Source organism: Roseovarius sp. (genome assembly GCF_030373445.1).
In the GTDB taxonomy this organism is placed as follows: Bacteria; Pseudomonadota; Alphaproteobacteria; order Rhodobacterales; family Rhodobacteraceae; genus Roseovarius.
Genome location: NZ_JAUCYU010000002.1, coordinates 316,824 through 340,919, shown reverse-complemented (window position 1 = coordinate 340,919; position 24,096 = coordinate 316,824). Strand labels below are relative to the sequence as shown.

Below are 24,096 nucleotides of genomic sequence, written 5' to 3'. Positions count from 1 at the left end.
GATAGTCTTGAGGTTGAGGCGGAATTGCCCGGATTCTGCCTTGCACATCGCCGGATGGACGGCAACGCCAATCCGCAGCCCCGCGCAAATCCCTCCCGCGGTGACGCAAGCGCGCCATGGTTGCCGGTCAATAATCGGGCTGATGGGCGCGAAACCGGCGTAAGGGGCGATCACGCGGCGCAGACGTGCCCGGTTTTCGGCTGCGCTGCGGGCCACGCTGGTGCCCCGCCCCGCCCTGCCCCGTTCCCGGCTCATCCACCCGCCCAGGTCTTTTGCAGAACACACGCCCTGAAAATGCCCAAAAATCGGCATAGTACCCCTATAGAACGCTGGGTCTCGGGTCAGGTCCCCGCGGAAAACATCCGCGTCCCGACCTGATGAGAACCGGGCAAAAAGCAGTAACCGACGTCAGACAGGCAGACATAAACGAGCATGAGTAGAGCCAAATCCAGGAAGCTGACGTCTTCCCTTCCCCGTCTCATGGTGGGACTCTTTCTGTTGCTCACCACCACCCTGGTGTTTGTGGCGGTCGAGGTAGACCGGCTACTCCATGACAACTATCTGAACGAGCTCAGCACAGAGAGCACGATCGAGCTGATCGAGGTGCGCGAGGAAATCGAGGAAAGCATCTTCGGCCACTTCCTCCTGCTCCAGAAGATCACGACGTTCATCGAAGAAAACCCGTCGCTGACCCAGAAGCAGTTCGCATCCTACCTGCAATCGCTCGAGTACGACCAGGGCAAGATCATCAATGTCGCTGCGGCCCCGGATCTGAAGGTCGAGATGGTCTTCCCGGTCGAAGGCAACGAGCGCGCGCTCGGATTGAATTACCGGGACAACCCGGAACAGCTTCCAGGCGTTTTGCGGGCTGCCGAAAGCGGCACGGCCACCATCACCGGCCCTGTCAGCCTCGTACAGGGTGGCCGAGCGTTTGTCTTCCGCCAACCGGCATACGTGCCCGGGACGTCCCCCGAGAATGGCAAGCGGCTCTGGGGCATCGTGTCGATGGTCGCCGACTACGACAGGTTCCTCGTTGCGACCGGCCTGTCGGAATTGAGCCGCGGTTTCGACGTTCTCGTCAAATCGGCCTCGGACGAGGCCCCGCGTCACGGCACCGTCTACGGGCAACCCGCGGTGGAGGGCATGGAGCCTGTCAGCCTCGAACTGGATTTCCCCAATGGCCACTGGGAAATGATGGCGGTCCCCGCCGGGGGGTGGCCCGCGGCGTCGCCCACCTACATCAAGGATCGCCTGCTGATAGCGCTGGTCTCCATCCTGATCATTGCCGTCGTCCTGATCATCGTGGCGCTGGCTGTCCTGCAGCGGCGCGCCCAGATGCGCCTTGTCAGCGCGATTGACGCGATGGACGACGGTTTCGCCATGTTCGACGCCGACGGCCGGCTGGTTGCCTTCAACGCCAAGTACGCCGAGATCTACCAGGTCTCGTCCAGGCGCATCACCCACGGCGCCAGGTTCGAGGACATCATTCGCCTGGGCGTCGAAGGCGGCCAGCACCCGGATGCGATTGGCTGCGAGGAAGAATGGATACAGAAGCGCGTCGAGGGGTTCTTCGGCCCGGACACGGAATTCGAACAGGAGCTGTCGAACGGCCGATACCTTCTCGCCTCCGACCGCGCCCTGAGCGATGGCGGGCGTGTCTCCGTCCGGACGGACGCGACCCAGTTGAAGAAGGCACTGGACGAAGCCGAGTCCGCCAGCCGCGCGAAATCGGAATTTATCGACACCCTGTCCCACGAATTGCGCACCCCCATCACGGTCATCCTCGGCCTGTCCTCCCTGGGCAAGAACATCGAAACGCTGGGCATGACCAGGTCGTTGCGCGAGAAACTCGACGGCTCCGAAGTCGATATCGCGGAGGTCCGGCACGAGGTCTCCACCCTTATCAATCACTTCGTCGAGACGATGGAAAAACAGGAGCGGTCCGCCAAGCACCTGCATGGTCTCGTCGAGGACATGATCGACTTCGCAAAGACGGAAACCCGGAAGGTGAAGGTCCACCCCGAAGTGCTGGAAATAGACTCGCTCGTGTCTTCTGCCGCAGAACAAAGCCGCCTCAGGGCCGAAGAAAACGGCCTGGGGTTCAAGGTCACGGCCAGGGGCGGCCAGGTGTACTGCGACCCGTTGCGCACCACCCAGATCCTTCTCAACCTGGTGGGCAACGCGATCAAGTTCACGGAACGCGGAACCGTCGAAATCAAGGCCTACCAGTCCGGCGACGAAGCCGTCTTCGAGGTGATCGACACCGGCCCCGGCATCCCGCCCGAGGAACAGGGCCGCATATTCGAAGCCTTCGAGCAACTGGAATCGTCGAGCACGCGCAAGCACGCGGGCCTCGGGCTCGGCCTCGCCATTTCGCGCAGTCTCGCCACCATCCAGAACGGCGCGCTGGAAATTGAAAGCGACATCGGGAAAGGCGCGAAATTCACCCTCAGGCTGCCGGCCAGCGAAGACACCGCGTCGCGAGCGGCACCGGCCACACACCGGGACAGGCTCGAGGCCGCGGAATAGCCAGGGGAACCTGGGCCGCGGCAAACACGTAACCGCAAGGCCAGATCACTGTGGTGCGGGTGGAGGGACTTGAACCCCCACGCCTTGCGGCGCCAGAACCTAAATCTGGTGCGTCTACCAATTTCGCCACACCCGCATCGAGGCTGTGGAATAGCAAAGCCCACAGGCCGATGCGAGCGAAAAAATCGGCCCGCGCCGCGCCGCCCTCCCAAGAAAGGACGCGACATTAACGCAATCTTGCCATATTGTAGTGGAAAAATTGAGGCAGAACTACAGCAGGATACGAACATGAAACCGGCATTGGCTCGGCAGGATACGTTTGACCTCTCTCCAGCCGTCGCAGCAGACGAGACGGGCCTCCCCGGGGGCGCCCTCATCATGACGCTCGACGGCGAATTGCGTGTCTCCGACCTGCGGCCGGGCACTCGTGTCATCACCCGCGATACTGGCATGGCGGTCCTCCGATCGATCCGCCGTCGCCGGATCACGGGTCGCGCGGTGCGGATCAAGGCCAGCTCCCTTGGCCACAACCGCCCCGAGCGTGACGCGACCCTGCCCGCCGGCCAACCGGTTCTCGTGCGCGATTGGCGGGCCAAGGCCCTGTTCGGTGCGGAACAGGCGCTCGTACCCGCCGCGCGGCTCGTGGATGGCGAGTTCGTCACCCTCCATGAGGCCGCCACCATGACCGTATACGACATCGAGTTCGACACACCCCACGTGCTCTATGTCGACGGTCTCGAGGTGGCGAGCCACATGGCGGAATGCGCAGTACCGGTAACCAAGCGTTAACCACTCGAATAAAGTACCCTCCAAACCAAGTGAAAACCCCGGGCTCTCCCCGGGGTTTTTGCTTGTTAGAGCCCTAACCCCCTGAAAACGCCTGGCAATTCCTCCGGCAGATCCTCCGCGATCAGCCCCGGCCCGAAAGCCCGCGCACACTCCACGTGGAGCCAGGCGCCGGTCTCCGCCGCCTGCATCGGCGCAAAACCCCGTGCCAGCAGCCCGGTGATGAACCCCGCCAGCACGTCGCCCGCCCCGGCCGTCGCCAGCCACGGCGCCTTGCGCTCATACTGCGCCGAGTTCACCGAACACCGCCCGTCCGGCGCCGCAATCACCGTGTCCGGCCCCTTGAACAGCACCACGCACCCGGCCCTTGCCGCCGCCTCCCGCGTCGCATCCACCTTGGAATAGGCTGGGCCCTTCGTGGGCGCCGCATCCAGTTTCTCGGCGATATCCGGAAACAGCCGCGCAAACTCCCCGCCATGCGGCGTCAGCACGCAAGCCCCGTGCAACATCCCGAAGAACCTCTCCGGATCACCGGCGATGGCCGTCAGCGCATCCGCATCCAGAACACACCCCCCGTCCCGGGCCTGACCTGGGACCTCTTCACCAGAGGCCCCCAACGCCACCGGCACCAACTCCCCCGCCCGCTCGACCCCCAGCCCCGGCCCGAGGCACAGCGCATTCAACCGCCTGTCCTCCAGCACCTCCGCCAGGCCTTCGGCATCCGCCACCCGCCGCAGCATCAGCGCCGTGATCTGACAGGCCACCTCCTGCTGCGCAGAGGGCGGCACCCCCAGCGTCACCAGCCCCGCCCCGATCCTCAACGCCCCCCGTGCCGCCAGCCTCGCCGCCCCGGTCCGCCCGGAGCCACCGGTGAGGATGAGGGCGTGGCCGTGGGTGTACTTGTGGGTTTGCGCGGATTTTCGCAGCAGCGGCATGTGCGATTCATCGACCAACCGAACCACATCGCCCGGCGGCACCGCCGGGCAGCCCCCGACCGCCCCCCCGGGCGGAGGCTTCACCCCCGCCCGCGGCCGGGGGCTGCCCTCTGTCTTTCTTTTTTCCCCCTTCATCATTCTAACCCAATGGACTTAACGACAACCTTACCGCAGTATTCCGGTCCGCTTTCGAGAAAGTGACCAAGCTTGGCCCGATGAAAAGTGACAGTTAGACTGCATGGCAGGGGTTTCCCGTCACGACGCGTGATATTTCCCCGTCGCGCACCCATCTTCGCATAAAAGACAGTGCCTTTTTCCAGGGGAAGTCGTTTGAAGCGCGATTTGCCAGTGTCGCTGTCCAAACCCGAGGGCAAATCCACCGAAACGATCTTTCCCGGCGCTCGATCAACCGCTTCCGAAAAACTCGACAGTATCTCTTGGAGCAACATTCCCACATTTTCACCCAGCGGTCGCGTCAGACCAGTGCCAAACAATGCATCGACCCAAAGGTCGGGCCTATCTTCATCACCAAACTGCCAGATACGGCGCACGAACATCTTCTGGCTGGTCTCCACCTCCCCCATCTCCCGCCACCGCTCGTAATTCACCTTCGCATCCGGCGGCAGCTTCTCCGCGTCCCCGTAGAGAAAAACCTCCACCTCCCAGCCCCACTCCTGCAACAGCCGCGCCGCCACGAACCCGTCGCCGCCATTGTTCCCCGGCCCGCACAGCACCACCGCCTTGTGCGGCGCCCGCGCCAGGTCCGGCCATTCCTCGAACACCGCCTCGACAACGCCCCGCCCGGCGCGTTCCATCAGCTCCAGCCCGGTCACCTCGCCCGACTCGATGGCCGCCCGTTCCACGGCCCGCATCTGCGCGGCGGTCAGCAGTTCGGTCAATTCCGCTCTCCCTCGATTCAATTTCGCCCGGTTTCGCGTCGTTTTGCCTAAATTTTAGGCAACACCATTTTCGGTCTTGCCCCATGCCCGCGCACCCACCCTATACGATTGTGTGCGCCGGGGAGAAGTGATCGAAATCCCCGGACACAGTCGCAAGGAGGTCGGGCGCATGAAAAAGATCGAAGCGATCATCAAGCCGTTCAAGCTTGATGAGGTCAAGGAGGCGCTGCAGGAGATCGGCGTTCAGGGGCTCTCGGTGATCGAGGTCAAGGGATTCGGCCGGCAGAAGGGCCATACCGAGCTCTACCGCGGTGCCGAATATGTCGTGGATTTCCTGCCCAAGGTGAAGATCGACGTCGTGCTCGACGACGACCAGGTCGACAGCGCCATCGAGGCGATCGTCGAGGCCGCCAAGACCGACAAGATCGGCGACGGCAAGATTTTCGTCTCGCCCATCGAACAGGCCATCCGCATCCGCACCGGCGAATCCGGCTCGGACGCGCTTTAAGCAACACCCAAGCAACATCAACCAACGAAGGGGATCTGTAACCATGAGCGCAAGCGATCTGCTCAAACTGATCAAGGACGAGGACGTCGAGTATGTCGACATCCGCTTCACCGACCCGCGCGGCAAGCTTCAGCACGTCACCGTGCTGAGCGACCAGGTCGACGAGGACTTCCTCGAGGAAGGCTTCATGTTCGACGGCTCGTCCATCGCCGGCTGGAAATCGATCGAAGCGTCCGACATGAAACTCATGCCCGACACCGACTCGGCCTATATCGACCCGTTCTATGCCGAGAAGACCGTCTGCGTGCATTGCTCGGTCGTCGAACCCGACACCGGCGAACCCTACGAGCGTGACCCGCGCGGCACCGCCGAGAAGGCCGAGGCCTACCTGAAATCGTCGGGCATCGGCGACAGTGCCTTCTTCGGCCCGGAAGCCGAGTTCTTCCTGTTCGACGACGTCCGCTTCTCGAACTCGATCAACAAGGTCGGCTACGAGGTCGACGCGCTCGACGCCTCGTGGAACACCGACACCGAGTACGAGATGGGCAACATGGGCCACCGTCCCGGCGTCAAGGGCGGCTACTTCCCGGTGAACCCCACCGACGATGCCCAAGACATCCGCTCGGAAATGCTCTCGACCATGAAACGCCTCGGCATGAAGGTCGACAAGCACCACCACGAGGTGGCCTCCTGCCAACACGAGCTCGGCCTGATCTTCGGCACGCTCACCAAGCAGGGCGACGAGCTGCAGAAATACAAGTACGTCATCCATAACGTCGCCCAGGCCTACGGCAAGACGGCAACTTTCATGCCCAAGCCCATCGCGGGCGACAACGGCACCGGGATGCACGTCAACATGTCGATCTGGAAAGACGGCAAGCCGCTCTTCGCCGGCGACAAGTATGCCGACCTGAGCCAGGAAGCGCTCTACTTCATCGGCGGCATTCTCAAGCACGCCAAGACGCTGAACGCCTTCACCAACCCGTCGACCAACAGCTACAAGCGGCTGATCCCGGGCTTCGAAGCCCCCGTTCTGCGCGCCTACTCGGCCCGCAACCGCTCGGGCTGCGTCCGGATCCCGTGGACGGAAAGCCCGAAAGCCAAGCGCGTCGAGGCCCGCTTCCCCGACCCGTCGGCCAACCCCTACCTGGCCTTCTCGGCCCTGCTGATGGCCGGTCTCGACGGGATCAAGAACAAGATCGATCCGGGCGAGGCGATGGACAAGAACCTCTACGACCTGCCCGCCGAAGAGCTCGAAGGCATCCCCACCGTCTGCGGAAGCCTGCGCGAAGCGATCGACGCGCTGGCCGCGGATCACGCCTTCCTTCTGGCCGGCGACGTCTTCACCAAGGACCAGATCGACGGCTATATCGCGCTGAAGATGGAAGAGATCGAGATGTACGAGCACACGCCGCACCCGGTCGAATTCCAGATGTACTACAGCTGCTGAGCCGGCTTTCACCGCAATTCGGAAAGGCGCCCCGCGGGGCGCCTTTTCTTTTTTCCGTCAATGATTTGCTGGCCGTTCTTGCGCCCGCCCTTGCGCCCGCGCGCGAGGGCGGCTCATCAATGGCCGGGCGAAATGCCCCATTAGTTCCACATTTGCAACAAACTGCCTCCGCCTTTCGGGGCCAGTGTGATCGCCAATGAAAACCAAAGAATGCATGAACGGGCTGATCATGACGACAGGCAACACATGGGCAACCGCAGGGCTGGCGTTCACCCGCTACCGCTCGCTCGACATCACCGATATCGCCAACCACGCCGTTGGCAGCTTCGAGGCGCTGGGGCACCGGGTCCTCGGCTCGCATATCCTGTCCGGCAACCGGGCGCTGGTCACCACCGAGCAGCTCGAGCTGTACCTCACCCTCCAGGACGACGTCACGCACGCCGCCCTGCCCGCGCCGGTGCCGACCTACCTGGCCGTCGCCATGGCCAGCAAGGACGAGCGGCGCACATCGACCTTCTCGCGCGATTCCGCCATCGCCCGGGTGCTGCAGAAGCTGTTCACGGAACTGACGCCGGATTTCGTCAAGTGGATCGACACCGATGTCGTCCTCACCGCCGCCGATTTCGCCCGCGCCACGGGCCTCGCCCCGGCCGTCACGAAGCCGTCGGCAAGAATCACCCCCCGCCGCGTGACCTGCGCCAGGTCCCTGCCGGACATCGAGGAAACCAACGACCTCCTCCAGCGCCGCATCACCAGCCAGGACCCGGCGATCTTCGACCACGCCGCCTCGCCCGACCGGCTGCGCAAGGTCTTCACCGAGAACTGGGTCGACCCCGATGTTCTCGCCTCCGAGGCCGCGGCCGAAAAGGTGGCCCGCGACAAGGAGGATATCGTCCGCGCCGCGCCCCTGCGGCTTTCGGCCTGGATGCTCTCCTTCGCCGTGGCGCTCTTCGCGCTGCCGCTGGGGGTCATGCTGCTGGTGCTCAACTGCGCCAAGGGCGAGAACCTGCGCCTCGCCTCGCAGACCGCGGCGCTGACCGGCACGTTCATCGGCTTCCAGACCTTCGGCACCACCGCCCACGCGATGACGGCGCTGCAAGGTTTCATCGGCTGATATCCGCGCATCAACACGCTTCCTAGGGCCGTCGCGCCGGGTTAGACTTCCTTCGATATTTTCATACGGAGGCATACCCATGACCCGGCTTGCGACGGCCCTCGCCCTTCTAGGCAGTCTCACACTTTTCTCAGGACAATCCGCGAACGCGGCGCAATGCGGCAACACTTCCGCCGGGTTCGAGGCGTGGAAAGCCGCCTTCGCCGGCGAGGCACAGCGCGCCGGCGTCGGCCAGCGCGGGCTTCAGGCGCTGGCCGCCACCCGCTACGCCAACCGCACCATCGCCGCCGACCGCAACCAGAAAAGCTTCGGCTACACGCTCGAGAAGTTCATGCAGGTGCGCGGCTCGTCCACGATCATCTCGCAGGGCCGTCAACGCAAGGCGCGCAACGCCGCCTTCTACGACGCGCTCGAACGCTCCTACGGGGTGCCGGCCGGGGTTCTGATCGCCATCCACGGCATGGAAACCGGCTTCGGCGGGTTCATGGGCGATGCCGAGGTCGTCTCGGCCATCACCACCCTCGCCTATGACTGCCGCCGCTCGGCCTTCTTCGTCCCCCACGCCATCGGCGCGCTCAAGCTGGTCGACATGGGCTCCATCACCGGCCAGACCAAGGGCGCCATGCATGGAGAGCTGGGCCATACCCAGTTCCTGCCCGGCAACGCGCTCGCCTACGGCGTCGATGCCGACCGCAACGGCCGCGTCGATTTCTACAGCCAGGCCGACGCGCTGGCCTCGACCGCGAACTTCCTGCGCCAGAAAGGCTGGCGCCCCGGCCTTGGCTACCAGCCGGGCGAGCCGAATTTCCGCGTGATCGAGGCCTGGAACGCCGCCGGCGTCTACCAGAAGGCCATCGCCATCATGGCCGCCCGGATCGACGGGGGCTGACAGGGCGAAACCCGTGGCGGATCAGGGGCTTGCACCGTGATCCGCCTGTGAAGAAAAATTTCCTTCAACAAGAAACAGCCACAATCTGTCCCAACTCCAAACCGATTTGCGTGCTTAACATTGGCTTAACAGGGCAACAAAGGCATTGGTGCTATGGAAAGTCAGACCTTCGGTTCGATCGTGGCGATGGAGTTCAGCCGCAAGCCGGGTATCGGTTTCGCGGACATCGTCGAGGAATTCGACATCGCCTTCCAGATGGTCGATTCGCGCACCCGCTCGCTGACCTGGGATTGCGACGACATTGCCATCATCGACCGCGACAACGTGCGCGTGGCCCTCGGATGGCTCCCGGCGCGGAAGGAGGGCCAGTCCTGGCACCTCGTCATCGCCGTCGGCACCCCATTGAAAGGCGAAGAGGTCCGGGTCGACCCTAATTCCTTCCGCTTCCTCGCCGACCGCATCGTCGAGCGCACGCAGGATTTCCTGCCCTCGACCGCCGTCCTGCACGGCGACGCGCGCCAGCCGATCAGCGCCGATCTCGTCGACAAGACATTCGACCTGCTGCGGATGAACACGCAGGACATGGCCGGCGACAGCCAGTCCCCTCGCGATGACCGGTTCCGGCACGCGGCGGAACCGGATTTCGACGCCGAGACCGACAGCACGATGCCCCCGCCCTGGATGGGCGGCACCGCCGGCTTCCGCGCCGAGAGCACCTCGCGCCGCGCCAGCGACAACCGCGCCGAAACCCGCGCCCGGTCCTTCACCAACGACCTGGGCCAGATGCTCCTGACCCGCGCCGAGCCCACCAAGCCCCTGCGGCTGACGATCCACACGCTCGCGCTGTCGCTCTGCCTCTACGTGCCGGCGCTCGGGGCGGCGATGTTCGCCTACACCATGCTGCGCGACGTCTTCCCGATGGCGGCTCAGGCCGTCTGACCGGCCTTCCGCAGCACGTAGGAATGGATCGAGAAGACGCAGGCCCGCGTTTCCGGCAGGCGCAGCACGCATTGCCGCTCTGACCGCAGAAACGGATAGGCCGCCGCGTCGTCCGGCGTCCCGGGCGCCGCGCGCCGCACCGGCTGGAAAAGCTCCGCATCGGCATAGCTCAGCACGTTGAACCGCCACAGCGGCCGCCCCACCCTGACCCCGTCGAAAAGCCGCTGCACCCGCCGCGCGATGCCGTCGTCATAGGCCGGCACCGGCACGTGGATATCCGTCAGCGGCCGCCCGATCTTCTCCGCCAGCCGCCAGCTCGCCGGGAAACACAGCACCGCCGCCGTCAGCACGTGCTCGTCGCCCTGCTTCTCCAGCAGGCACAGGTCCTCCTGCACCAGCCGCCCCAGCGTGCCCATCGGGTCGCCCCGGTCGACCGTCACCGTCACCCCGTCGGGCCGGAGCACCTGCGTCCCCGACGCCTCGTAGGCCGTCCCATACTCGGCCAGCCAGCCCAGCACGTGCTCCAACAACTCCGCCGCCGCACCCTGCCCCGCCTCCGTGACCGCCAGCACCTCGTCCCGCCGCTCTGCCAGCAACCTCTCCCGCTCCGCCATCTGCGCCGCGAACGCCTCGTCCACCAGCAGCCACTCGGCCACCTCCAGCGGCGCCACCCCCGGCAGGGGCTTGGGCGCGGTCACGTCATGGGGCGTGCGGGTCTGCAGAATCTCGGTCATGCCGAAACCCTACCCAGCCCCGCGGCGGCCCGCATCCGCAAAACGAAAGGAAGCGGCACAGCATCGCTGTACCGCTCCGAGTTGAAACTTCTCTGCCTGGCCGTCGGACGCAACATTCCATCGGGCTGACCTCCACCCTGCCGGAACACTGTGTCCAGATCATGGCGCGATCCCCCGGCCCGGAAGATTTTCACACCCCTCACCGCCGATACCGCGACACCATCGCGTAATCCTTCCGCGGCCCCGCCACCCGCCAGCGGCTCTCCCATTCCGGCCAGCCGCTGAAATCATAGGCCACGTCATACACATCCGGCGCGCAGTGATGCCGGTCCCCCGGCGCCTCCGCCCCCGGATCGAACCGGTGAAAATCGCGCCCGTCATCGAAGAACACCGCGATCCTCCCGTCCCCCTCCTCCCGCCACAGGTACCGCCGCTCCCCCCGGATCGGCGCCTGCCCCTCCAGCCGCAACTCCCCCGCCTCGGCATAGGTCAGCCCCTCGCCGTCCCGCGCGAACCGCGCCACCCCCTCGAACCGCGCATCGGGCCCCGCGGCATTCTCGATCCGCCGCACCACCTGCCACACGCCCTCGAAATCCATCAGCCCAAGTCGCACTCGCCCGCTCCCGCCTTGCTGCTCAGCGCGCATAAGTCTAAACCCCCCGCGACAGCCCATTCAAACCGGAAAACCGCCCAGCATGATTCCCCGCTATTCCCGCCCCGACATGGTCCAGATCTGGGACCCCGCCACCAAGTTCCGCATCTGGTACGAGATCGAGTCCCATGCCTGTGACGCGATGGCCGATCTGGGCGTCATCCCGCGGGAAAATGCCGAGGCCGTCTGGAAAGCCAACGATGTCGAGTTCGACGTCGCCCGCATCGACGAGATCGAGGCCGTCACCAAGCACGACGTCATCGCCTTCCTCACCCACCTCGCCGAACATGTGGGCTCCGACGAGGCCCGCTTCGTCCACCAGGGCATGACCTCCTCGGACGTTCTGGATACCTGCTTCAACATCCAGCTCACCCGCGCCGCCGACATCCTCATCGCCGACCTCGAAGGCCTGCTGGCCGCCCTCAAGCGCCGCGCCTTCGAGCACAAGATGACCCTCCGCGTCGGCCGCTCCCACGGCATCCATGCCGAGCCCACCACCATGGGCCTCACCTTCGCCCGCTTCTACGCCGAGATGGAGCGCAACCTCACCCGCCTGCGCACCGCCCGCGAGGAGGTCGCCACCGGCGCCATCTCCGGCGCCGTCGGCACCTTCGCCAATATCGACCCTGCGGTCGAGGAGCACGTCTGCGCCAAGCTCGGCCTCAAGCCCGAGCCGATAAGCACGCAGGTCATCCCCCGCGACCGCCACGCCGCCTTCTTCGCCACCCTCGGCGTCATCGCCTCCTCGGTCGAGAACGTCGCGATCGAGATCCGCCACATGCAGCGCACCGAGGTTCTGGAAGGCGCCGAGTTCTTCTCGATGGGCCAGAAGGGCTCCTCGGCCATGCCGCACAAGAAGAACCCGGTCCTGACGGAAAACCTCACCGGCCTCGCCCGCCTCGTGCGCATGTCGGTCATCCCGGCGATGGAAAACGTGGCCCTCTGGCACGAGCGCGACATCTCGCATTCCTCGGTCGAGCGCATGATCGGGCCCGACGCCACCGTCACCCTCGACTTTGCGCTGGCTCGCCTCACGGGCGTGGTCGACAAGATGATCATCTTCCCGGAAAACATGCTCGAGAACATGAACAAGTTCCCCGGGCTCGTCATGTCCCAACGCGTCCTGCTGGCCCTGACGCAAGCGGGCGTCAGCCGCGAAGACGCCTACGCCATGGTCCAGCGCAACGCGCTCAAGGTTTGGGAACACCGCACCGACTTCAAGGAAGAGCTCCTCGCCGACGCCGAAGTCTGCGCCGCCCTGAGCCCCGAGCAGATCGAGGAAAAATTCGACATGGACTACCACACCAAGCATGTCGACACGATCTTCCGCCGCGTCTTCGGCGAAAGCTGACGTCACAACCCCGTGATCGGCCCGGGTATTTTGCAACTGTTTCACAGGCGGCTGCGTATCTGGGGGCAAAACCGATCACAGGGGGTCACCATGCTTCGCGCCGTTCTCATTGCCGCACTCACGGTTCCCGGCCTTGCCATCGCCAAGGACCGGTTTGACGACGACCCGCCGAAGCCGTCCCCCACCACCCAGACCTGCACCAACGGCCAGGTCTGGGACAAGCGCACCGGGCGCTGCGTGAATCCGCAAAGCGGCGCCCTGGATGACGACACGCTCTTCGGCGCGGTCCGGGAGTTTGCCTATGCCGGCCAGCACCGGAATGCCCAGGCCGCCCTCTCGGCCATGTCCGACCAGTCCGAGGACCGCGTGCTTACCTACTGGGGCTTCACCACCCGCAAGCTGGGCGACATGAACGAAGGCATGGCCTTCTACAGGGCCGTTTTGGCAAAGAACCCCGGCAACATCGCCGCCCGCTCCTACATGGGGCAGGCCCTCGTCGAAACCGGCGACCTCGTCGGCGCCAGGCATCAACTGCTCGAAATAGCGGCACACGGGGGCAGCGGCACATGGTCCGAAACCTCGCTTCGGCAGGCGATCATGACCGGTGTGACGTACAGCTACTAGGCCCATCGCAAAATGTGACCCCACGGCAGGGCGTTCTATGTTATGATCCACCCATTCGAACAGGAGAGGTACACCATGCAAGTGAAGACCATTCTGACAGCCGCCGCCCTCACCCTCGCATCGGCCGTCTCGGCCTATGCCGGCTGCACCTACCACGAACAGCAGGCCATGACCTGTGCCGAAGGCACCACCTATGACTCCGACTCCAAGTCCTGCGTGCCGACGACCAGCTAGGCCGTGCCGATATCCGAATGAAACGGGCGGCCTCTGGCCGCCTGTTTTGCCTTAGACCTTTCTTCACCTTCCCGGCCTAGTGTCGCGCCGTCACCAGTCCGGGAATCGGTATGTCCTCCACCGACCTTGCGCGCCTCGCCCTGCCCTCTGGCCCCGGTTCGGGCGCCGGCTCTGCCGCCGCGCGGCTGACCCGTCGGCAGAAAGCTGCCATCATCGTGCGGTTCCTGCTCAATGAAGGGGCAGACGTGCCGCTCACCGACCTGCCCGAGGGGTTGCAGGCCGAGCTCACCACCCAGATGGGCTCGATGCGCTATGTCGACCGCACCACGCTCACCGACGTCGTCTCCGAGTTCTCCGAGGAGCTGGAGGCGATGGGCCTCACCTTCCCCCGTGGCGTCGCCGGCGCCCTCTCCGCCCTCGACGGCCGGATCAGCGCCCAGACCGCCGCCCGCCTCCGGAAGGAGGCCGGCGTGCGCCAGTTCGGCGACCCCTGGCAGCAGGTTTGCAACGCCGGGGCCGAACATCTTCTGAAAATCCTGCAGGCCGAAAGCACCGAAGTTGCGGCGATACTGCTCTCCAAGCTCGACGTCACCCGCGCGGCCGAGCTTCTGGGCCGCCTGCCCGGTCCCGTGGCTCGACGCATTACCTACGCCGTCTCGCAGACCGAGGCCGCAACCCCCGACGCCGTCGACCGGATCGGCCTGTCTCTCGCCGCCCAGCTGCACGAGGTGCCGCCCACCGCTTTTGAGAACGGCCCGGTGGAACGGGTCGGCGCCATCCTCAACTACTCGCAGGCCGCCACCCGCGACGACGTGCTCACCGGGCTCGAGGAAACCGACACCGACTTCGCCCGCCTCGTGCGCAAGGCGATCTTCACCTTCGCCAACATCCCCGACCGGATCAACCCTCGTGACGTGCCCGCCATCACCCGCGACATGCCCCGCCAGGATCTTGCCCCGGCGCTGGCCGCCGCGCTGGCCTCCGATGACGAGGATCTCGTGCAGGCCGCCAATTTCCTTCTCGACAGCCTGTCGAAACGCATGGGCGACGCGCTGCGCGACGAGATCGAGGAACAGGGCACCGTCTCGGCCAGGGATGGCGAGGCCGCGATGACCGCCGTCATCAACACCATCCGCACCCTCGAAGCCTCGGGCGAGATCACCCTCCTCGTGCCCGAAGATGACCCGTAGGGTGGGTGCCAACCCACCTCCCACCCGACCCCACGCGCAACGCCCGGTGCGTTAACACACGGCCAAAACCGCCCTTTCGGCCAGAAACACCGACGAAATACCGACGTAATACCGACGCGATACCGACACGCCGTTTTCGGCCGAAACCGCCGTTAATCAATCACTTAAGACGTCGACCGCCCCGGCAACACCCCCGCCGCCATGAACCCCCCGTCGACATTGAGGATATGCCCGTTGACGAACCCCGCCTCCTCCGACGCTAGGTAGCACACCGCCGATGCCACCTCCTCCGGCCTGGCATAGCGCGGGTTCGGCGTCTGCGCATACCACGCCGCCCTGTCCTTTGGCCCATGCACGTTCAATATCATCGGCGTATCCACCGGAATCGGCGCCACCGCATTGGCCGTGACCCCCTTGTCGCCCAGCTCCGCCGCCAGCAGCCGCGTCAGCATGTCGACCCCGCCCTTGGTACAGGAATAGGCCCCCCGCCCCGCATTGGCGATCTGCCCGTTGACCGAGCTGATGGTCACGATCCGGCCCCAGCCCTTCTCCACCATCTGCCGCCCCGCAAGCTGACAGCAATGGAACGTCCCGGTCAGATTGACATCCAGGATCCGCGCCCAGTCCTCCGGGTCGAACTCGAGGATCGGCGCCGCCTTCACGATCGCCGCCGAGGTCACGAGGATATCCACACCCCCCGCCTCCGCCTGATCGGCAAAGGCTTTTTCGCAAGCGTTCCGGTCACTTACATCGAAAACCACGGCCCGCACGCCGCCCGGGAGACGTTCCAGCGCGGCATCGCAGGCCGCTTGCGTGGCGTCCGCGATCACGACCTCGGCGCCGGCCTCCACCAGCGCCCTGGCGCAGGCCACGCCGACCCCGCCCGCGCCGCCGGTCACCAGCGCCCTCTTGCCTGCCAGCGTCATGCCGATCGCTCCTTCTTCACCGGGAACAGGAAACATTTGTCCCGCCGGATCATCAGCCACATCACCTTGCCCGCCGCGGGCAGGAAGACGTTCGGCACCGTCACCCGGAAGACCGAGCCGTCATGGTCCATCCGGAACTCCACAAGGCTCTCCGACCCCATGAACCGCGCCCGCTTGACCACCGCCCTTGCCGGCGTGCCATACTCGATGGTCGGGTCCGGGCCGCGCCCGCTGCGGTCGAAGTCGATCTTCACGTGCTGTGGCCGGATGACGATTTCGACCTCGTGGCCTTCATGTGCGCCGGGTGCCAGGAACTGGCCGAACGGCGTCTGCACCAGGGACCCTTCAACCTTGCCCCGGATCACGTTGATATCGCTGAAGAAAGCCACCGCGTCCCGGTCGGCCGGGGCGTTGTAAATATTGTAGGGCGCCCCCTCCTGCACGATCCGCCCGTCGCGCATCAGCGCGATGTTGTCGGCCATGCGCATCGCCTCTTCCGGCTCGTGCGTGACCAGCAGAACGGCGGTGTCCTGCTCCCGCAAGATCTCCAGCGTCTCGTCCCGGATACCGTCGCGCAGCCGGTTGTCGAGGCCGGAAAACGGCTCGTCCATCAGCATGATCGACGGCCCCGGCGCCAGCGCCCGCGCCAGCGCCACGCGCTGCTGCTCACCCCCCGACAGCTCGTGCGGATAGGCGGCCTCGTAATCCGCCAGCCCCACCCGTTCCAACAGCTCGCCCACCCGCCGCGCCATCGCGGCCTTGTCGCCCGACAGCCCGAACGCCACGTTCTCGCCGACCTTAAGGTGCGGAAAAAGCGCGAAATCCTGGAACATCAGCCCGATATTCCGCCGCTCCGGCGGCACCCGGAACACCGTGTCGCAGATCAGCTTGCCATCAACGTGGATCTCGCCCGAATCCTGCATCTCGACCCCGGCGATCATCCGCAACGTCGTCGACTTGCCACAGCCCGAGGGGCCCAGCAGGCAGGTCACTTGCCCCGGCTCCACGTGCAGCGACACGTCGTCGACCACCACGCGCCCGCCATAGCGCCGCACTAGGTGCCTGGCCTCGAGTCTTGGGGCCGGAGCGTTCACCGCGCGGCCTCCAGCGCCTTTTCCAGTTCGGGGCGGAACCGCTGCTCGTAATCGCTGCCCACCAAGGGCCCGATGAACTTGTAAAGCACGGTGCCGTCGCCCCCGATGATGAAGGTTTCCGGCGGCGCCGTGACCCCCCAGTCGATCGCCGTGCGCCCTTTCGGATCGTAGGCGATGCCAAGGAAAGGGTTGCCGTCATCGTCGAGATAGCCGTTCGCCTGTGCCGTCTCATCCTTGAAATTGATGCCGTAAAGCTGGATCCCTTCCTCGGCCAAACGGTGCAGCGTCGGGTGCTCGGCCCGGCAGGGCGGGCACCAGCTCGCCCAGAAGTTCACCACCGTCACCTGGCCCTCGCGCAGGTCGACATCGGAGAAGTTCTTCCGCCCTTCCAGCCTGCCCTCCGGCACCGGCGGCGCCTCCCGCCCGATGAAGGTCGAGGGCAGGTCGTCGGGGTTTTCCCGCTGCATCCCGAAATAGAAGAGCGCGGCCAGCGCGGCGAAGATCACCGGCGGCGCAAGCATCAGGGGCGACACCTTAGCCATTCTTTCTGACTTTCTTTTCAACAGCTTCCAACTGCGCCTTCACCTTGTGCCCACGGCGCAGGCTGAGCAGCACAAGCACCACGATCAGCACCAGCGACACCGCGTAGGCCGACAGCACCGTCTCGGCATATTTCCCGAGGTCTGGCATCATCCCATCCGCTCCCTCGCCAGCAGGGCTCGCATCCGCCGGGCGCGAATTTCCGTCCGCGTCCGCAACAACACCAGCGCCACGAACAACAGCACGAACCCCGCGATGGCCACCAGCAGCGGATAATAGAACACGTCCGCCACGTTCTCCTCCTTGTCGAGGCTGAGCGACGCCCCCTGGTGCAGACCCTGGTTCCAGAAATTCACCGCATACCGGCTCAGCAGCGCAAAGACAGAACCCACGAGACACAGGATCGAGGTCAGGTCGGCCGCCGTGTCATCGTTCTCGATCGCCTCCCACAGGGCGATATAGCCAAGGTAGAACAGGAACAGGATCAGGAACGAGGTCAGCCGCGGGTCCCACGCCCACCACGTCCCCCACATCGGCTGGCCCCAGATCGCCCCGGTCAGTAGCGCGATCACCGTCATCACCATGCCCACCGGCGCCGCCGCACGGGCCGCCAGCGCGCTCACATGATGCCGCCGCACGATCCATACCAGCGAAGTGACCAGCATCATCAGCCACGCGTTGATCGCCATCAGGGCGCTCGGCACGTGGATGTAGATGATCTTCACGGTCGAGCCCTGCCGGTAGTCGTCCGGCGTGAAGAAGAACCCCCAGGCCAACCCGACCACAAGGCACAGCACCGCCAGCACCGAGACCGCGGGCAGCACCCTGTCGGTGGTCTCGATGAACTTCTTCGGGTTGGCATATTCCCAGAGCCGGTTGAGATTCATCACCGATTCCTGCTGGCTACCTCAGATTGACCCTCAATACCGCAGCCGACGCGAAAGGCAAAAGCGCGATCGTGCCGCAGGTGATCCCCGCGACCATCAGGAGCGGGGTGGAATAATCGAGCCCGTCGACGCCCCGACGCGCCATCTCGGCGCCGAAGATCAGCGTGGGCACGTAAAGCGGCAGCACCAGAAGCGACAGCAGAAGCCCGCCCCGCTTGAGCCCCACCGTCAGAGCTGCCCCGAAGGTGCCGATCACCGACAGCGCCGGCGTGCCCAACAGCAGCGACAACAGGAGCGGCGCGTAACCCTTTGACGGCAGGCTCAAAAGCAGTCCGAACACCGGCGTCGCCAAGACCAGCGGCAGGCCCGTGGTCAGCCAGTGCGCCAGCGCCTTGACGCTGACCACCGCCTCCATCGGCAAGGGCGCTGTCGCCAGAAGGTCAAGGCTGCCATCCTCCCAGTCGAGCGCCAGGATCCGGTCGAGCGACAGCAGGCAGGCCAGCAGCGCCCCCAGCCACAGGATGCCGGGCGCAATGGTGGCCAGCAGCCCGCCTTGCGGGCCGACGCCGAACGGCACCAGCGTGACCACGATCAGGAAGAAGGCAAGGCCAAGGCCGAACCCTCCGCCCGCCCGCATGGCAAGGCGCAGGTCGCGAAGGAGCAGCGCAATCACAGGAAGGCCTCGTCGAAATCGTCCACCTCGGCCGCCCGGGCGCGATAGGGCGCGAGTTCCAGCGTCTCCGCCCCCTCCAGCCCCAGCTCGATATGCGTGGCCAAAAGGGCCGAACCGCCCGCCGCCAGATGCGCGCCAACCACTTGCGCAAACATCGCCACCGCCTCCCGGTCGAGCGAGACGGTCGGCTCGTCCAGCACCCAGACAGGCCGGCCCGTGACCAGCAGACGCGCCAGGCCCAGCCGGCGTTTCTGCCCGGCCGACAGCATCCCCGCCGCCCGGTTCGCCAGCGGGGCCAGGTCGAACGCCTTCAATGCCGGGGAAATGTCTTTCCTGCCAAAGACCTGCGCCCAGAAGTTCAGGTTTTCGGCCACGCTCAACGTCGCCTTGATCCCGTCGGAATGGCCGGCATAGACAAGGCTTTCCGCTTCCGCCTCAACCGTGCCACTCACCGGCGGCTGAAGCCCGGCAACCGTCCGCAGCAACGTGGTCTTGCCGATCCCGTTCGGCCCCCGCAGCACCAATGCCCGGCCCGGCGCGAGCGTGAAACTCACCCCTTCCAGCACCCGCACGCCCCCGCGCGCGATCGACAGATCGTTGACCTCAAGGCTCATGGCCACCCCTTAGCCTATCGCCATCGGGTGGGAAAGACGGTTGCGCCCGGCCCCCGGCCACGCCCCGTGCACAGCAAGGCCGTCAGCGGAGGTGCCTCATACCGGCAGCACCGCCACGGCAACACGGCGACCTTCGGACAGCAGCACGTTGTAGGTGCGGCAGGCAGCGGGTGAATTCATCGCCTCGACCCCCAGCCCGGCGGCCTCGAGAGGCTGGCGAAGGTCCGAGGGGATATGCCCGGTTTCCGCCCCGGTGCCCACGAAGACCACGTCGACATCGTCCTTCAGCGCCAGAAGCGGCTCGGTATCCTCGTACCCGCCCCAGCTACGGGCGCCCCGCGCCGTCACCAGCACGCCGCCCTCGAAGGCCTGTCCGCCGATCCGGAAGAAACCCGGGCCGTACCCCTCGATCGGGGTGGCGCCGTCGAAACTCATCTCGTTCAGTTGCATGTCAGGCCCCATTGTTCCAGACGGGCAACCCGCTGACAACCGCCAGCGCGATCACCCCGTAGGCGGCCCAGCGGTAAAGCCGTTCATGCCTGGGGTCAAACAACGACTGGCCCAGCATCGTCGTCGCCGCGTAGGGCACCGAGAGGATCGTCGCCATCAGCACGATGTAAAGGGTCACGTCGCCCTTCACGAAAAGGGTCGTCAGGATCACCACGTCGAGCGCGGCCAGGAAAAGGATCGTGTTGGCCCGCACCGACTGCGCCACCGCCTGCCCCGCCAGGTAGAAGAGAATCACCACCGGCCCCGTCAGGCCGGTCATGCCGCCGACAAGACCCGCCGCCGCCCCGATCACGAACAGCATCGGCTTCGAGACCACGCCGGAGAACCGCCAGCCCGAAACAAGCGCCGCCAGCATGCCGCCGGCCACGAAGGTGACGAACCACCGCACTGTCGTCTTGTCCAGCACGTCGAGAAGCCACAGCCCCACAGGGACGGTCAGCAGCGCGGCCACGACAAGCCGGCCGACCTCTCCCCGGCTGCCCTGGTGCCAGGCGCGTGGCAGGACCACCGCATTGCAGGCAATGCCCGTCAGGGCGATCACGGCAACGACGATCTTCGGCTCGAGGAAGATGTTGGCGACCGGCACGAAGATCAGGGCCGTACCGAAGCCGGAAAACCCCCTTACGATGCCCGCCAGGCCGATTGCGAAGATCAGCCAGACCAGCCCCGGCGTGGCCAGGGCCTGGTTCAGTGTCTCAGGCATCCACGTCGGCGAACTGCGTGCCGGCGCCCTTGTCGGGCTTTGACCAGTCGCGCTTGACTCCGAGCCACAGCAGGATGGTGCTGGCCACGAAGATCGAGGAATAGGTGCCCACGATCACGCCCCAGATCATCGCGAAGACGAAGCCGCGGATCACGTCGCCGCCCAGGATGAAAAGCGCCACCAGAGCAAGGAGCGTGGTGACAGAGGTCATCATCGTCCGGCTGAGGGTCTCGTTGATCGAGATGTTGAGCACTTCGCTCAGCGCCTTCTTCTTGTATTTCCGCAGGTTCTCGCGCACCCGGTCGAAGACAACCACGGTGTCGTTGAGCGAATAGCCGACGATGGTCAGAAGTGCTGCGATGATGGCCAGGTCGAACTGTATCTGCAGCTCCGAGAATATGCCGATGGTCAGCACCACGTCATGCACCAGCGCCGCCACCGCACCCAGCGCGAACTGCCATTCGAATCGCAGCCAGATGTAGACAAGCACCGCCCCGATCGCCAGCAACACGGCAATCACCGCCGTCTGGATCAGCTCGTTCGACACTTTCGGGCCGACGCTTTCGACCGAGGTGAACTCGATATCCGGCACGACCTCCTGTAGCGCCGCCTCGACCGCCTGGATCGTGTCTGCGCTGACGCTTTCCTGGTCGTCCTGCGCCTGGATACGGATCATGGCGACGTTCTCGTCGGGGCCGAAGGTCGGGTCGAACACCTCGGTGATGGTGATGTCGCCCAGCTCGAGCTGCTGTATGGCGTCGCGATACTCGCCGATATCGATGGGCTGCTCGCTCTGCGTACGGATCGTGGTGCCGCCCCGGAAGTCGATCCCGAAATTCAGACCCTGCATACCAAACGACCCCAGCGCCAGCAGGATCAGCACGGCCGAGATGCCCAGCGACAATTTCCACCGGCGGAAGAAATCCCAGTTGGTCTGCTTCGGCACCAGCCGAAGGGCACGCCCCTGCAGCACCATCTTGGGCCGCTTGCGCTCGAACCACATGACCACCATCAGCCGGGTCACGAAAATCGCGGTGAACACCGACGTCACGATCCCGAGGCCGAGCGTGATGGCAAAGCCCCTGACCGGCCCGCTGCCCATGGCAAACAGGATCACGGCCGTCATGAACGTGGTGATGTTGGCATCCGTGATGGCACTCAGCGCCCGTTCATAGCCTAGCTGGATCGCCCGCGCGGGACCTTTCGAGGTGAGCATTTCCTCACGGATTCGCTCGAAGACCAGCACGTTGGCATCAACCGCCATACCGATGGTCAGCACGATCCCGGCAATCCCCGGCAGGGTCAGCGTCGCCCCGATGGAGCTTAGCAGGCCGAAGATCAGACCGACATTGATGATCAGGGCGATATTGGCGAAAAGGCCGAAGATGCCGTAGCTCAGCACCATGTAGATCAGCACCAGCCCGAAGGCCGCGATACAGGCGATCTTGCCCGCCTCGATACTGTCGGCGCCGAGCTCGGGGCCGATGGTGCGTTCCTCGAGAAAGTCCAGTCCCGCCGGAAGGGCGCCGGCCCTGAGAAGGACGGCCAGGTTGGTGCTTTCCTCGACCGTGAAATCGCCGGTGATGATCCCCGAGCCGCCCGCGATATGGGCCTGGATGACCGGGGCGCTGATCACCTCCTCGTCGAGGACGATGGCGAAGGGGTTGCCGATATTGGCGGCGGTGTAGTCGCCGAACTTGCGGGCGCCCGACGGGTTGAACCGGAACGAGACCGCCGGGCGGCCGTTCTGATCGAAGTCGGGTTGCGCGTCGACAAGCTCCTCTCCGGTCACCACGGGAGCGCTTTCGAGGATGTAATACAGGCCTTCCTGGTCAAGCGAGGGCAGGATCTCGTTGCCCGCACCGGGGCTTTCGTTACCGTTGGAGGTGCGGCTGACGACGGGCTGGAAGGTCAGCTGGGCGGTGGTGCCGATGATCTCCTTGAGCTCGGCGGCGCTGCCGATGCCGGGGACCTGGATCAGGATGCGGTCGGACCCTTGCCGCTGAATGGTGGGTTCGCGGGTGCCGACCTCGTCGATCCGGCGGCGGACGATCTCGAGCGCCTGCCGCACGGTGCGCTCATCGGTCGCGCGCTGCTCGGCCTCGCTGAGGCGCACGACGATCTCGTCGCCGTCGGTGGTGACCTCGATGTCGCTGGCGGCCGCCCCGGTGAGGCTGGTGACCGGACGGGCCAGCTCGCGGACGACGGAGGCGGCGTATTGCACCTCGTCGGCGTTCTCGACGAGGCGGACGCGAAGTTCCGTGTTTTCAATGGGTTGCAGGCGGATTGGGCCGACGCGGTCGCGTTCGTCTCGGAGCACGTCGCGGATCTCGGGCCACATCGCCTCGATCCGGGATTCGTAGACATCGGCGACCTGGACCTCGGCCAGCAGATGCGCGCCCCCGCGCAGGTCGAGGCCGAGATTGACGAGACTGGAGGGCATCCAGTCGGGCCATTGGCCGGCCTGCTGCTCAAGCTCTTCTTTTGTAAGGCCTTTTTCTTCCAGCTCTGCCGGCGTAGGCTCGCGCTGGATCAGCGCCGTGGCATCGTTGTAGGTCTCGACCCGGGGGTAGAACGCGTTGGGGAGCGCCATGAAGAGGCCGAGGGCCACGAGGGCCCAGATCACAACGCGCTTCCACAGGTCGATTTGCAGCATTATTCAGCCTTTACAACAGGATAGAGGGTGGAGCGAAGGCTCAGGACTCGGCCGGTTCGGTCTTCGACAGAACCTGGGCCACGGTCGACTTGACGACCCGCACCTTGACGCCCTGGGCGATCTCCACCTCGATCTCGTCCTCGTCCTTGACCTTGGCGACCTTGCCGATCAGGCCGCCCTGGGTGACCACCTGGTCGCCACGGCGAAGAGCGGCGACCATCGCCTTGTGTTCCTTGAGTTTTTTCTGCTGCGGACGGATCAGCAGGAACCACATGATGGCGAAGATCAGGATGAGGGGGACGAACTGGCCAAGGGCTTCCATGCGCGCTTTCCTTGTCGGTTGAAGGCGGCCTTGGCCGCGTAAAATTTTGCCGGAACCTAAGTCCGGGGGGAGGTATTTGCAAGGCGGGAAACGGACGTCGGTATCGCGTCGGTATAACGTCGGTATTTTGTCGGTGTTTGTGTCGGGGGGTGGTGCGGGTGAGAGGCCCCGGGTCGGGCCCGGGGCGGGTGGTGTTCTGGCTCCACCCGTCCCGGCCTCCGAGCCGGGACCTCCCCCGTTGTCAGTGGCCCCGGATCAAGCCCGAGGCGGGTAATGCCAGGAGGATGTGGGGCGAGCCGAAACCCCGCCCTACACCTCCGCGACAAACTGGTGCATA

General features: G+C 65.3%; 25 protein-coding genes, 1 tRNA gene and 1 pseudogene. 11 read left to right on the top strand and 16 right to left on the bottom strand.

Translation table 11 applies throughout. The annotated features are described in order from the left end of the window. Nucleotides 1-480 precede the first annotated feature (480 nt). Nucleotides 481-2,529 carry an ATP-binding protein gene (locus QUV18_RS05165; RefSeq protein WP_300892365.1) on the top strand — a complete coding sequence of 683 codons (2,049 nt, stop codon included), beginning with the start codon at nucleotides 481-483 and terminating at the stop codon, nucleotides 2,527-2,529. Nucleotides 2,530-2,580: 51 nt separating this feature from the next. On the opposite strand, the gene QUV18_RS05160 is transcribed toward QUV18_RS05165, so the two are convergent. Continuing rightward, nucleotides 2,581-2,665 (bottom strand) — tRNA-Leu (locus QUV18_RS05160). A 152-nt stretch (nucleotides 2,666-2,817) separates the two neighbouring features. On the opposite strand from QUV18_RS05160, the gene QUV18_RS05155 reads away from it, so the two are divergent. Next, the gene (locus QUV18_RS05155; protein WP_300892364.1) at nucleotides 2,818-3,318 is read left to right on the top strand and encodes a Hint domain-containing protein; all 501 of its coding nucleotides are present in this window, start codon (nucleotides 2,818-2,820) and stop codon (nucleotides 3,316-3,318) included. 65 nt (nucleotides 3,319-3,383) lie between these two features. Here QUV18_RS05155 and QUV18_RS23550 read toward each other — a convergent pair. After that, nucleotides 3,384-4,226, bottom strand: a pseudogene (locus QUV18_RS23550) (NAD(P)H-hydrate dehydratase); the annotation flags it as partial. A 158-nt stretch (nucleotides 4,227-4,384) separates the two neighbouring features. Beyond that, complete coding sequence (locus QUV18_RS23545; RefSeq protein ID WP_366914618.1) at nucleotides 4,385-5,149, bottom strand: NAD(P)H-hydrate epimerase; 765 nt, start codon at nucleotides 5,147-5,149, stop codon at nucleotides 4,385-4,387. Between the two features lie 169 nt (nucleotides 5,150-5,318). Between QUV18_RS23545 and QUV18_RS05145 the strand changes: the two genes are divergently transcribed. The 5 genes from QUV18_RS05145 (at nucleotide 5,319) to QUV18_RS05125 (ending at nucleotide 10,049) form a co-directional block, all read left to right on the top strand. Then, nucleotides 5,319-5,657 carry a P-II family nitrogen regulator gene (locus tag QUV18_RS05145; protein ID WP_300892363.1) on the top strand — a complete coding sequence of 113 codons (339 nt, stop codon included), beginning with the start codon at nucleotides 5,319-5,321 and terminating at the stop codon, nucleotides 5,655-5,657. Between the two features lie 43 nt (nucleotides 5,658-5,700). Further along, nucleotides 5,701-7,107 carry a type I glutamate--ammonia ligase gene (gene glnA, locus QUV18_RS05140; RefSeq protein ID WP_300892362.1) on the top strand — a complete coding sequence of 469 codons (1,407 nt, stop codon included), beginning with the start codon at nucleotides 5,701-5,703 and terminating at the stop codon, nucleotides 7,105-7,107. 214 nt (nucleotides 7,108-7,321) lie between these two features. Then, nucleotides 7,322-8,221: a hypothetical protein gene (locus QUV18_RS05135; RefSeq protein WP_300892361.1), complete on the top strand. Its 900-nt coding sequence runs from the start codon at nucleotides 7,322-7,324 to the stop codon at nucleotides 8,219-8,221. 79 nt (nucleotides 8,222-8,300) lie between these two features. Further along, a complete protein-coding gene (locus tag QUV18_RS05130) occupies nucleotides 8,301-9,110 on the top strand; it encodes a lytic transglycosylase domain-containing protein (protein ID WP_300892360.1) in 810 nt (269 codons plus the stop codon). A 153-nt stretch (nucleotides 9,111-9,263) separates the two neighbouring features. Continuing rightward, complete coding sequence (locus QUV18_RS05125) at nucleotides 9,264-10,049, top strand: hypothetical protein (RefSeq protein WP_300892359.1); 786 nt, start codon at nucleotides 9,264-9,266, stop codon at nucleotides 10,047-10,049. Here the strand turns inward: QUV18_RS05125 and QUV18_RS05120 are convergent. Together QUV18_RS05120 and QUV18_RS05115 are read right to left on the bottom strand one after the other, a co-directional pair. After that, nucleotides 10,037-10,783 carry a DUF3445 domain-containing protein gene (locus QUV18_RS05120; RefSeq protein WP_300892358.1) on the bottom strand — a complete coding sequence of 249 codons (747 nt, stop codon included), beginning with the start codon at nucleotides 10,781-10,783 and terminating at the stop codon, nucleotides 10,037-10,039. The two genes, QUV18_RS05125 and QUV18_RS05120, sit on opposite strands and share 13 nt — an antisense overlap. Nucleotides 10,784-10,982: 199 nt before the next feature. Continuing rightward, complete coding sequence (locus QUV18_RS05115; RefSeq protein ID WP_300892357.1) at nucleotides 10,983-11,396, bottom strand: DUF6314 family protein; 414 nt, start codon at nucleotides 11,394-11,396, stop codon at nucleotides 10,983-10,985. 82 nt (nucleotides 11,397-11,478) lie between these two features. On the opposite strand from QUV18_RS05115, the gene purB reads away from it, so the two are divergent. From purB to QUV18_RS05095, 4 genes are all read left to right on the top strand, one after another. Further along, on the top strand, nucleotides 11,479-12,786 hold the full coding sequence (gene purB, locus QUV18_RS05110; protein ID WP_300892356.1) for an adenylosuccinate lyase: 1,308 nt from the start codon (nucleotides 11,479-11,481) through the stop codon (nucleotides 12,784-12,786). Nucleotides 12,787-12,876: 90 nt separating this feature from the next. Continuing rightward, complete coding sequence (locus QUV18_RS05105; protein WP_300892355.1) at nucleotides 12,877-13,410, top strand: tetratricopeptide repeat protein; 534 nt, start codon at nucleotides 12,877-12,879, stop codon at nucleotides 13,408-13,410. Nucleotides 13,411-13,485: 75 nt separating this feature from the next. Beyond that, nucleotides 13,486-13,644, top strand: a complete 159-nt coding sequence (locus QUV18_RS05100; protein ID WP_300892354.1) for a chitin-binding domain-containing protein — start codon at nucleotides 13,486-13,488, stop codon at nucleotides 13,642-13,644. A gap of 110 nt (nucleotides 13,645-13,754) precedes the next feature. Then, nucleotides 13,755-14,834, top strand: a complete 1,080-nt coding sequence (locus QUV18_RS05095; RefSeq protein ID WP_300892353.1) for a FliG C-terminal domain-containing protein — start codon at nucleotides 13,755-13,757, stop codon at nucleotides 14,832-14,834. 164 nt (nucleotides 14,835-14,998) lie between these two features. Here the strand turns inward: QUV18_RS05095 and QUV18_RS05090 are convergent, their stop codons facing one another. From QUV18_RS05090 to yajC, 11 genes are all read right to left on the bottom strand, one after another. Next, nucleotides 14,999-15,760, bottom strand: coding sequence for an SDR family NAD(P)-dependent oxidoreductase (locus QUV18_RS05090; protein WP_300892352.1), 762 nt, complete (start codon nucleotides 15,758-15,760; stop codon nucleotides 14,999-15,001). Further along, on the bottom strand, nucleotides 15,757-16,854 hold the full coding sequence (locus QUV18_RS05085; protein ID WP_300892351.1) for an ABC transporter ATP-binding protein: 1,098 nt from the start codon (nucleotides 16,852-16,854) through the stop codon (nucleotides 15,757-15,759). Before QUV18_RS05085 ends, QUV18_RS05090 begins: the two co-directional genes overlap by 4 nt. Beyond that, on the bottom strand, nucleotides 16,851-17,396 hold the full coding sequence (locus tag QUV18_RS05080) for a DsbE family thiol:disulfide interchange protein (RefSeq protein ID WP_300892350.1): 546 nt from the start codon (nucleotides 17,394-17,396) through the stop codon (nucleotides 16,851-16,853). The genes QUV18_RS05085 and QUV18_RS05080 overlap by 4 nt, the downstream gene beginning before the upstream one ends. After that, the gene (gene ccmD / locus QUV18_RS05075) at nucleotides 17,389-17,547 is read right to left on the bottom strand and encodes a heme exporter protein CcmD (protein ID WP_300892349.1); all 159 of its coding nucleotides are present in this window, start codon (nucleotides 17,545-17,547) and stop codon (nucleotides 17,389-17,391) included. The genes QUV18_RS05080 and ccmD overlap by 8 nt, the downstream gene beginning before the upstream one ends. Next, the gene (locus QUV18_RS05070) at nucleotides 17,544-18,281 is read right to left on the bottom strand and encodes a heme ABC transporter permease (protein WP_300892348.1); all 738 of its coding nucleotides are present in this window, start codon (nucleotides 18,279-18,281) and stop codon (nucleotides 17,544-17,546) included. Before QUV18_RS05070 ends, ccmD begins: the two co-directional genes overlap by 4 nt. Before the next feature lie 16 nt (nucleotides 18,282-18,297). After that, the gene (gene ccmB, locus QUV18_RS05065; protein WP_300892347.1) at nucleotides 18,298-18,954 is read right to left on the bottom strand and encodes a heme exporter protein CcmB; all 657 of its coding nucleotides are present in this window, start codon (nucleotides 18,952-18,954) and stop codon (nucleotides 18,298-18,300) included. Further along, a complete protein-coding gene (gene ccmA / locus QUV18_RS05060) occupies nucleotides 18,951-19,568 on the bottom strand; it encodes a heme ABC exporter ATP-binding protein CcmA (RefSeq protein ID WP_300892346.1) in 618 nt (205 codons plus the stop codon). Before ccmA ends, ccmB begins: the two co-directional genes overlap by 4 nt. A 96-nt stretch (nucleotides 19,569-19,664) precedes the next feature. Further along, the gene (locus QUV18_RS05055) at nucleotides 19,665-20,018 is read right to left on the bottom strand and encodes an Mth938-like domain-containing protein (protein WP_300892345.1); all 354 of its coding nucleotides are present in this window, start codon (nucleotides 20,016-20,018) and stop codon (nucleotides 19,665-19,667) included. A gap of 1 nt (nucleotide 20,019) precedes the next feature. Next, nucleotides 20,020-20,781, bottom strand: coding sequence for a sulfite exporter TauE/SafE family protein (locus QUV18_RS05050; RefSeq protein ID WP_300892344.1), 762 nt, complete (start codon nucleotides 20,779-20,781; stop codon nucleotides 20,020-20,022). Continuing rightward, entirely contained in the window at nucleotides 20,774-23,437 is a 2,664-nt protein-coding gene (secD, locus tag QUV18_RS05045) for a protein translocase subunit SecD (protein WP_300892343.1), read from the bottom strand. The genes QUV18_RS05050 and secD overlap by 8 nt, the downstream gene beginning before the upstream one ends. 40 nt (nucleotides 23,438-23,477) lie before the next feature. Continuing rightward, nucleotides 23,478-23,759 (bottom strand): preprotein translocase subunit YajC, encoded by a 282-nt coding sequence (gene yajC, locus QUV18_RS05040; RefSeq protein ID WP_300892342.1) that lies wholly within the window; start codon nucleotides 23,757-23,759, stop codon nucleotides 23,478-23,480. Between the last annotated feature and the right edge of the window lie 337 nt (nucleotides 23,760-24,096).

Excerpts from the sequence above, each read along its gene's own strand:
- QUV18_RS05120 (WP_300892358.1), bottom strand. The coding sequence starts at position 10,783 with ATGACCGAGATTCTGCAGACCCGCACGCCCCATGACGTGACCGCGCCC.
- secD (WP_300892343.1), bottom strand. The coding sequence starts at position 23,437 with ATGCTGCAAATCGACCTGTGGAAGCGCGTTGTGATCTGGGCCCTCGTG.
- QUV18_RS05135 (WP_300892361.1), top strand. The coding sequence starts at position 7,322 with ATGAACGGGCTGATCATGACGACAGGCAACACATGGGCAACCGCAGGG.
- QUV18_RS05105 (WP_300892355.1), top strand. The coding sequence starts at position 12,877 with ATGCTTCGCGCCGTTCTCATTGCCGCACTCACGGTTCCCGGCCTTGCC.
- QUV18_RS05095 (WP_300892353.1), top strand. The coding sequence starts at position 13,755 with ATGTCCTCCACCGACCTTGCGCGCCTCGCCCTGCCCTCTGGCCCCGGT.
- QUV18_RS05155 (WP_300892364.1), top strand. The coding sequence starts at position 2,818 with ATGAAACCGGCATTGGCTCGGCAGGATACGTTTGACCTCTCTCCAGCC.
- ccmD (WP_300892349.1), bottom strand. The coding sequence starts at position 17,547 with ATGATGCCAGACCTCGGGAAATATGCCGAGACGGTGCTGTCGGCCTAC.
- QUV18_RS05070 (WP_300892348.1), bottom strand. The coding sequence starts at position 18,281 with ATGAATCTCAACCGGCTCTGGGAATATGCCAACCCGAAGAAGTTCATC.
- QUV18_RS05090 (WP_300892352.1), bottom strand. The coding sequence starts at position 15,760 with ATGACGCTGGCAGGCAAGAGGGCGCTGGTGACCGGCGGCGCGGGCGGG.
- QUV18_RS05100 (WP_300892354.1), top strand. The coding sequence starts at position 13,486 with ATGCAAGTGAAGACCATTCTGACAGCCGCCGCCCTCACCCTCGCATCG.
- QUV18_RS05125 (WP_300892359.1), top strand. The coding sequence starts at position 9,264 with ATGGAAAGTCAGACCTTCGGTTCGATCGTGGCGATGGAGTTCAGCCGC.
- purB (WP_300892356.1), top strand. The coding sequence starts at position 11,479 with ATGATTCCCCGCTATTCCCGCCCCGACATGGTCCAGATCTGGGACCCC.
- ccmA (WP_300892346.1), bottom strand. The coding sequence starts at position 19,568 with ATGAGCCTTGAGGTCAACGATCTGTCGATCGCGCGCGGGGGCGTGCGG.
- QUV18_RS05130 (WP_300892360.1), top strand. The coding sequence starts at position 8,301 with ATGACCCGGCTTGCGACGGCCCTCGCCCTTCTAGGCAGTCTCACACTT.
- QUV18_RS05055 (WP_300892345.1), bottom strand. The coding sequence starts at position 20,018 with ATGCAACTGAACGAGATGAGTTTCGACGGCGCCACCCCGATCGAGGGG.
- QUV18_RS05080 (WP_300892350.1), bottom strand. The coding sequence starts at position 17,396 with ATGGCTAAGGTGTCGCCCCTGATGCTTGCGCCGCCGGTGATCTTCGCC.
- QUV18_RS05145 (WP_300892363.1), top strand. The coding sequence starts at position 5,319 with ATGAAAAAGATCGAAGCGATCATCAAGCCGTTCAAGCTTGATGAGGTC.
- QUV18_RS05050 (WP_300892344.1), bottom strand. The coding sequence starts at position 20,781 with ATGCCTGAGACACTGAACCAGGCCCTGGCCACGCCGGGGCTGGTCTGG.
- QUV18_RS05165 (WP_300892365.1), top strand. The coding sequence starts at position 481 with ATGGTGGGACTCTTTCTGTTGCTCACCACCACCCTGGTGTTTGTGGCG.
- yajC (WP_300892342.1), bottom strand. The coding sequence starts at position 23,759 with ATGGAAGCCCTTGGCCAGTTCGTCCCCCTCATCCTGATCTTCGCCATC.
- glnA (WP_300892362.1), top strand. The coding sequence starts at position 5,701 with ATGAGCGCAAGCGATCTGCTCAAACTGATCAAGGACGAGGACGTCGAG.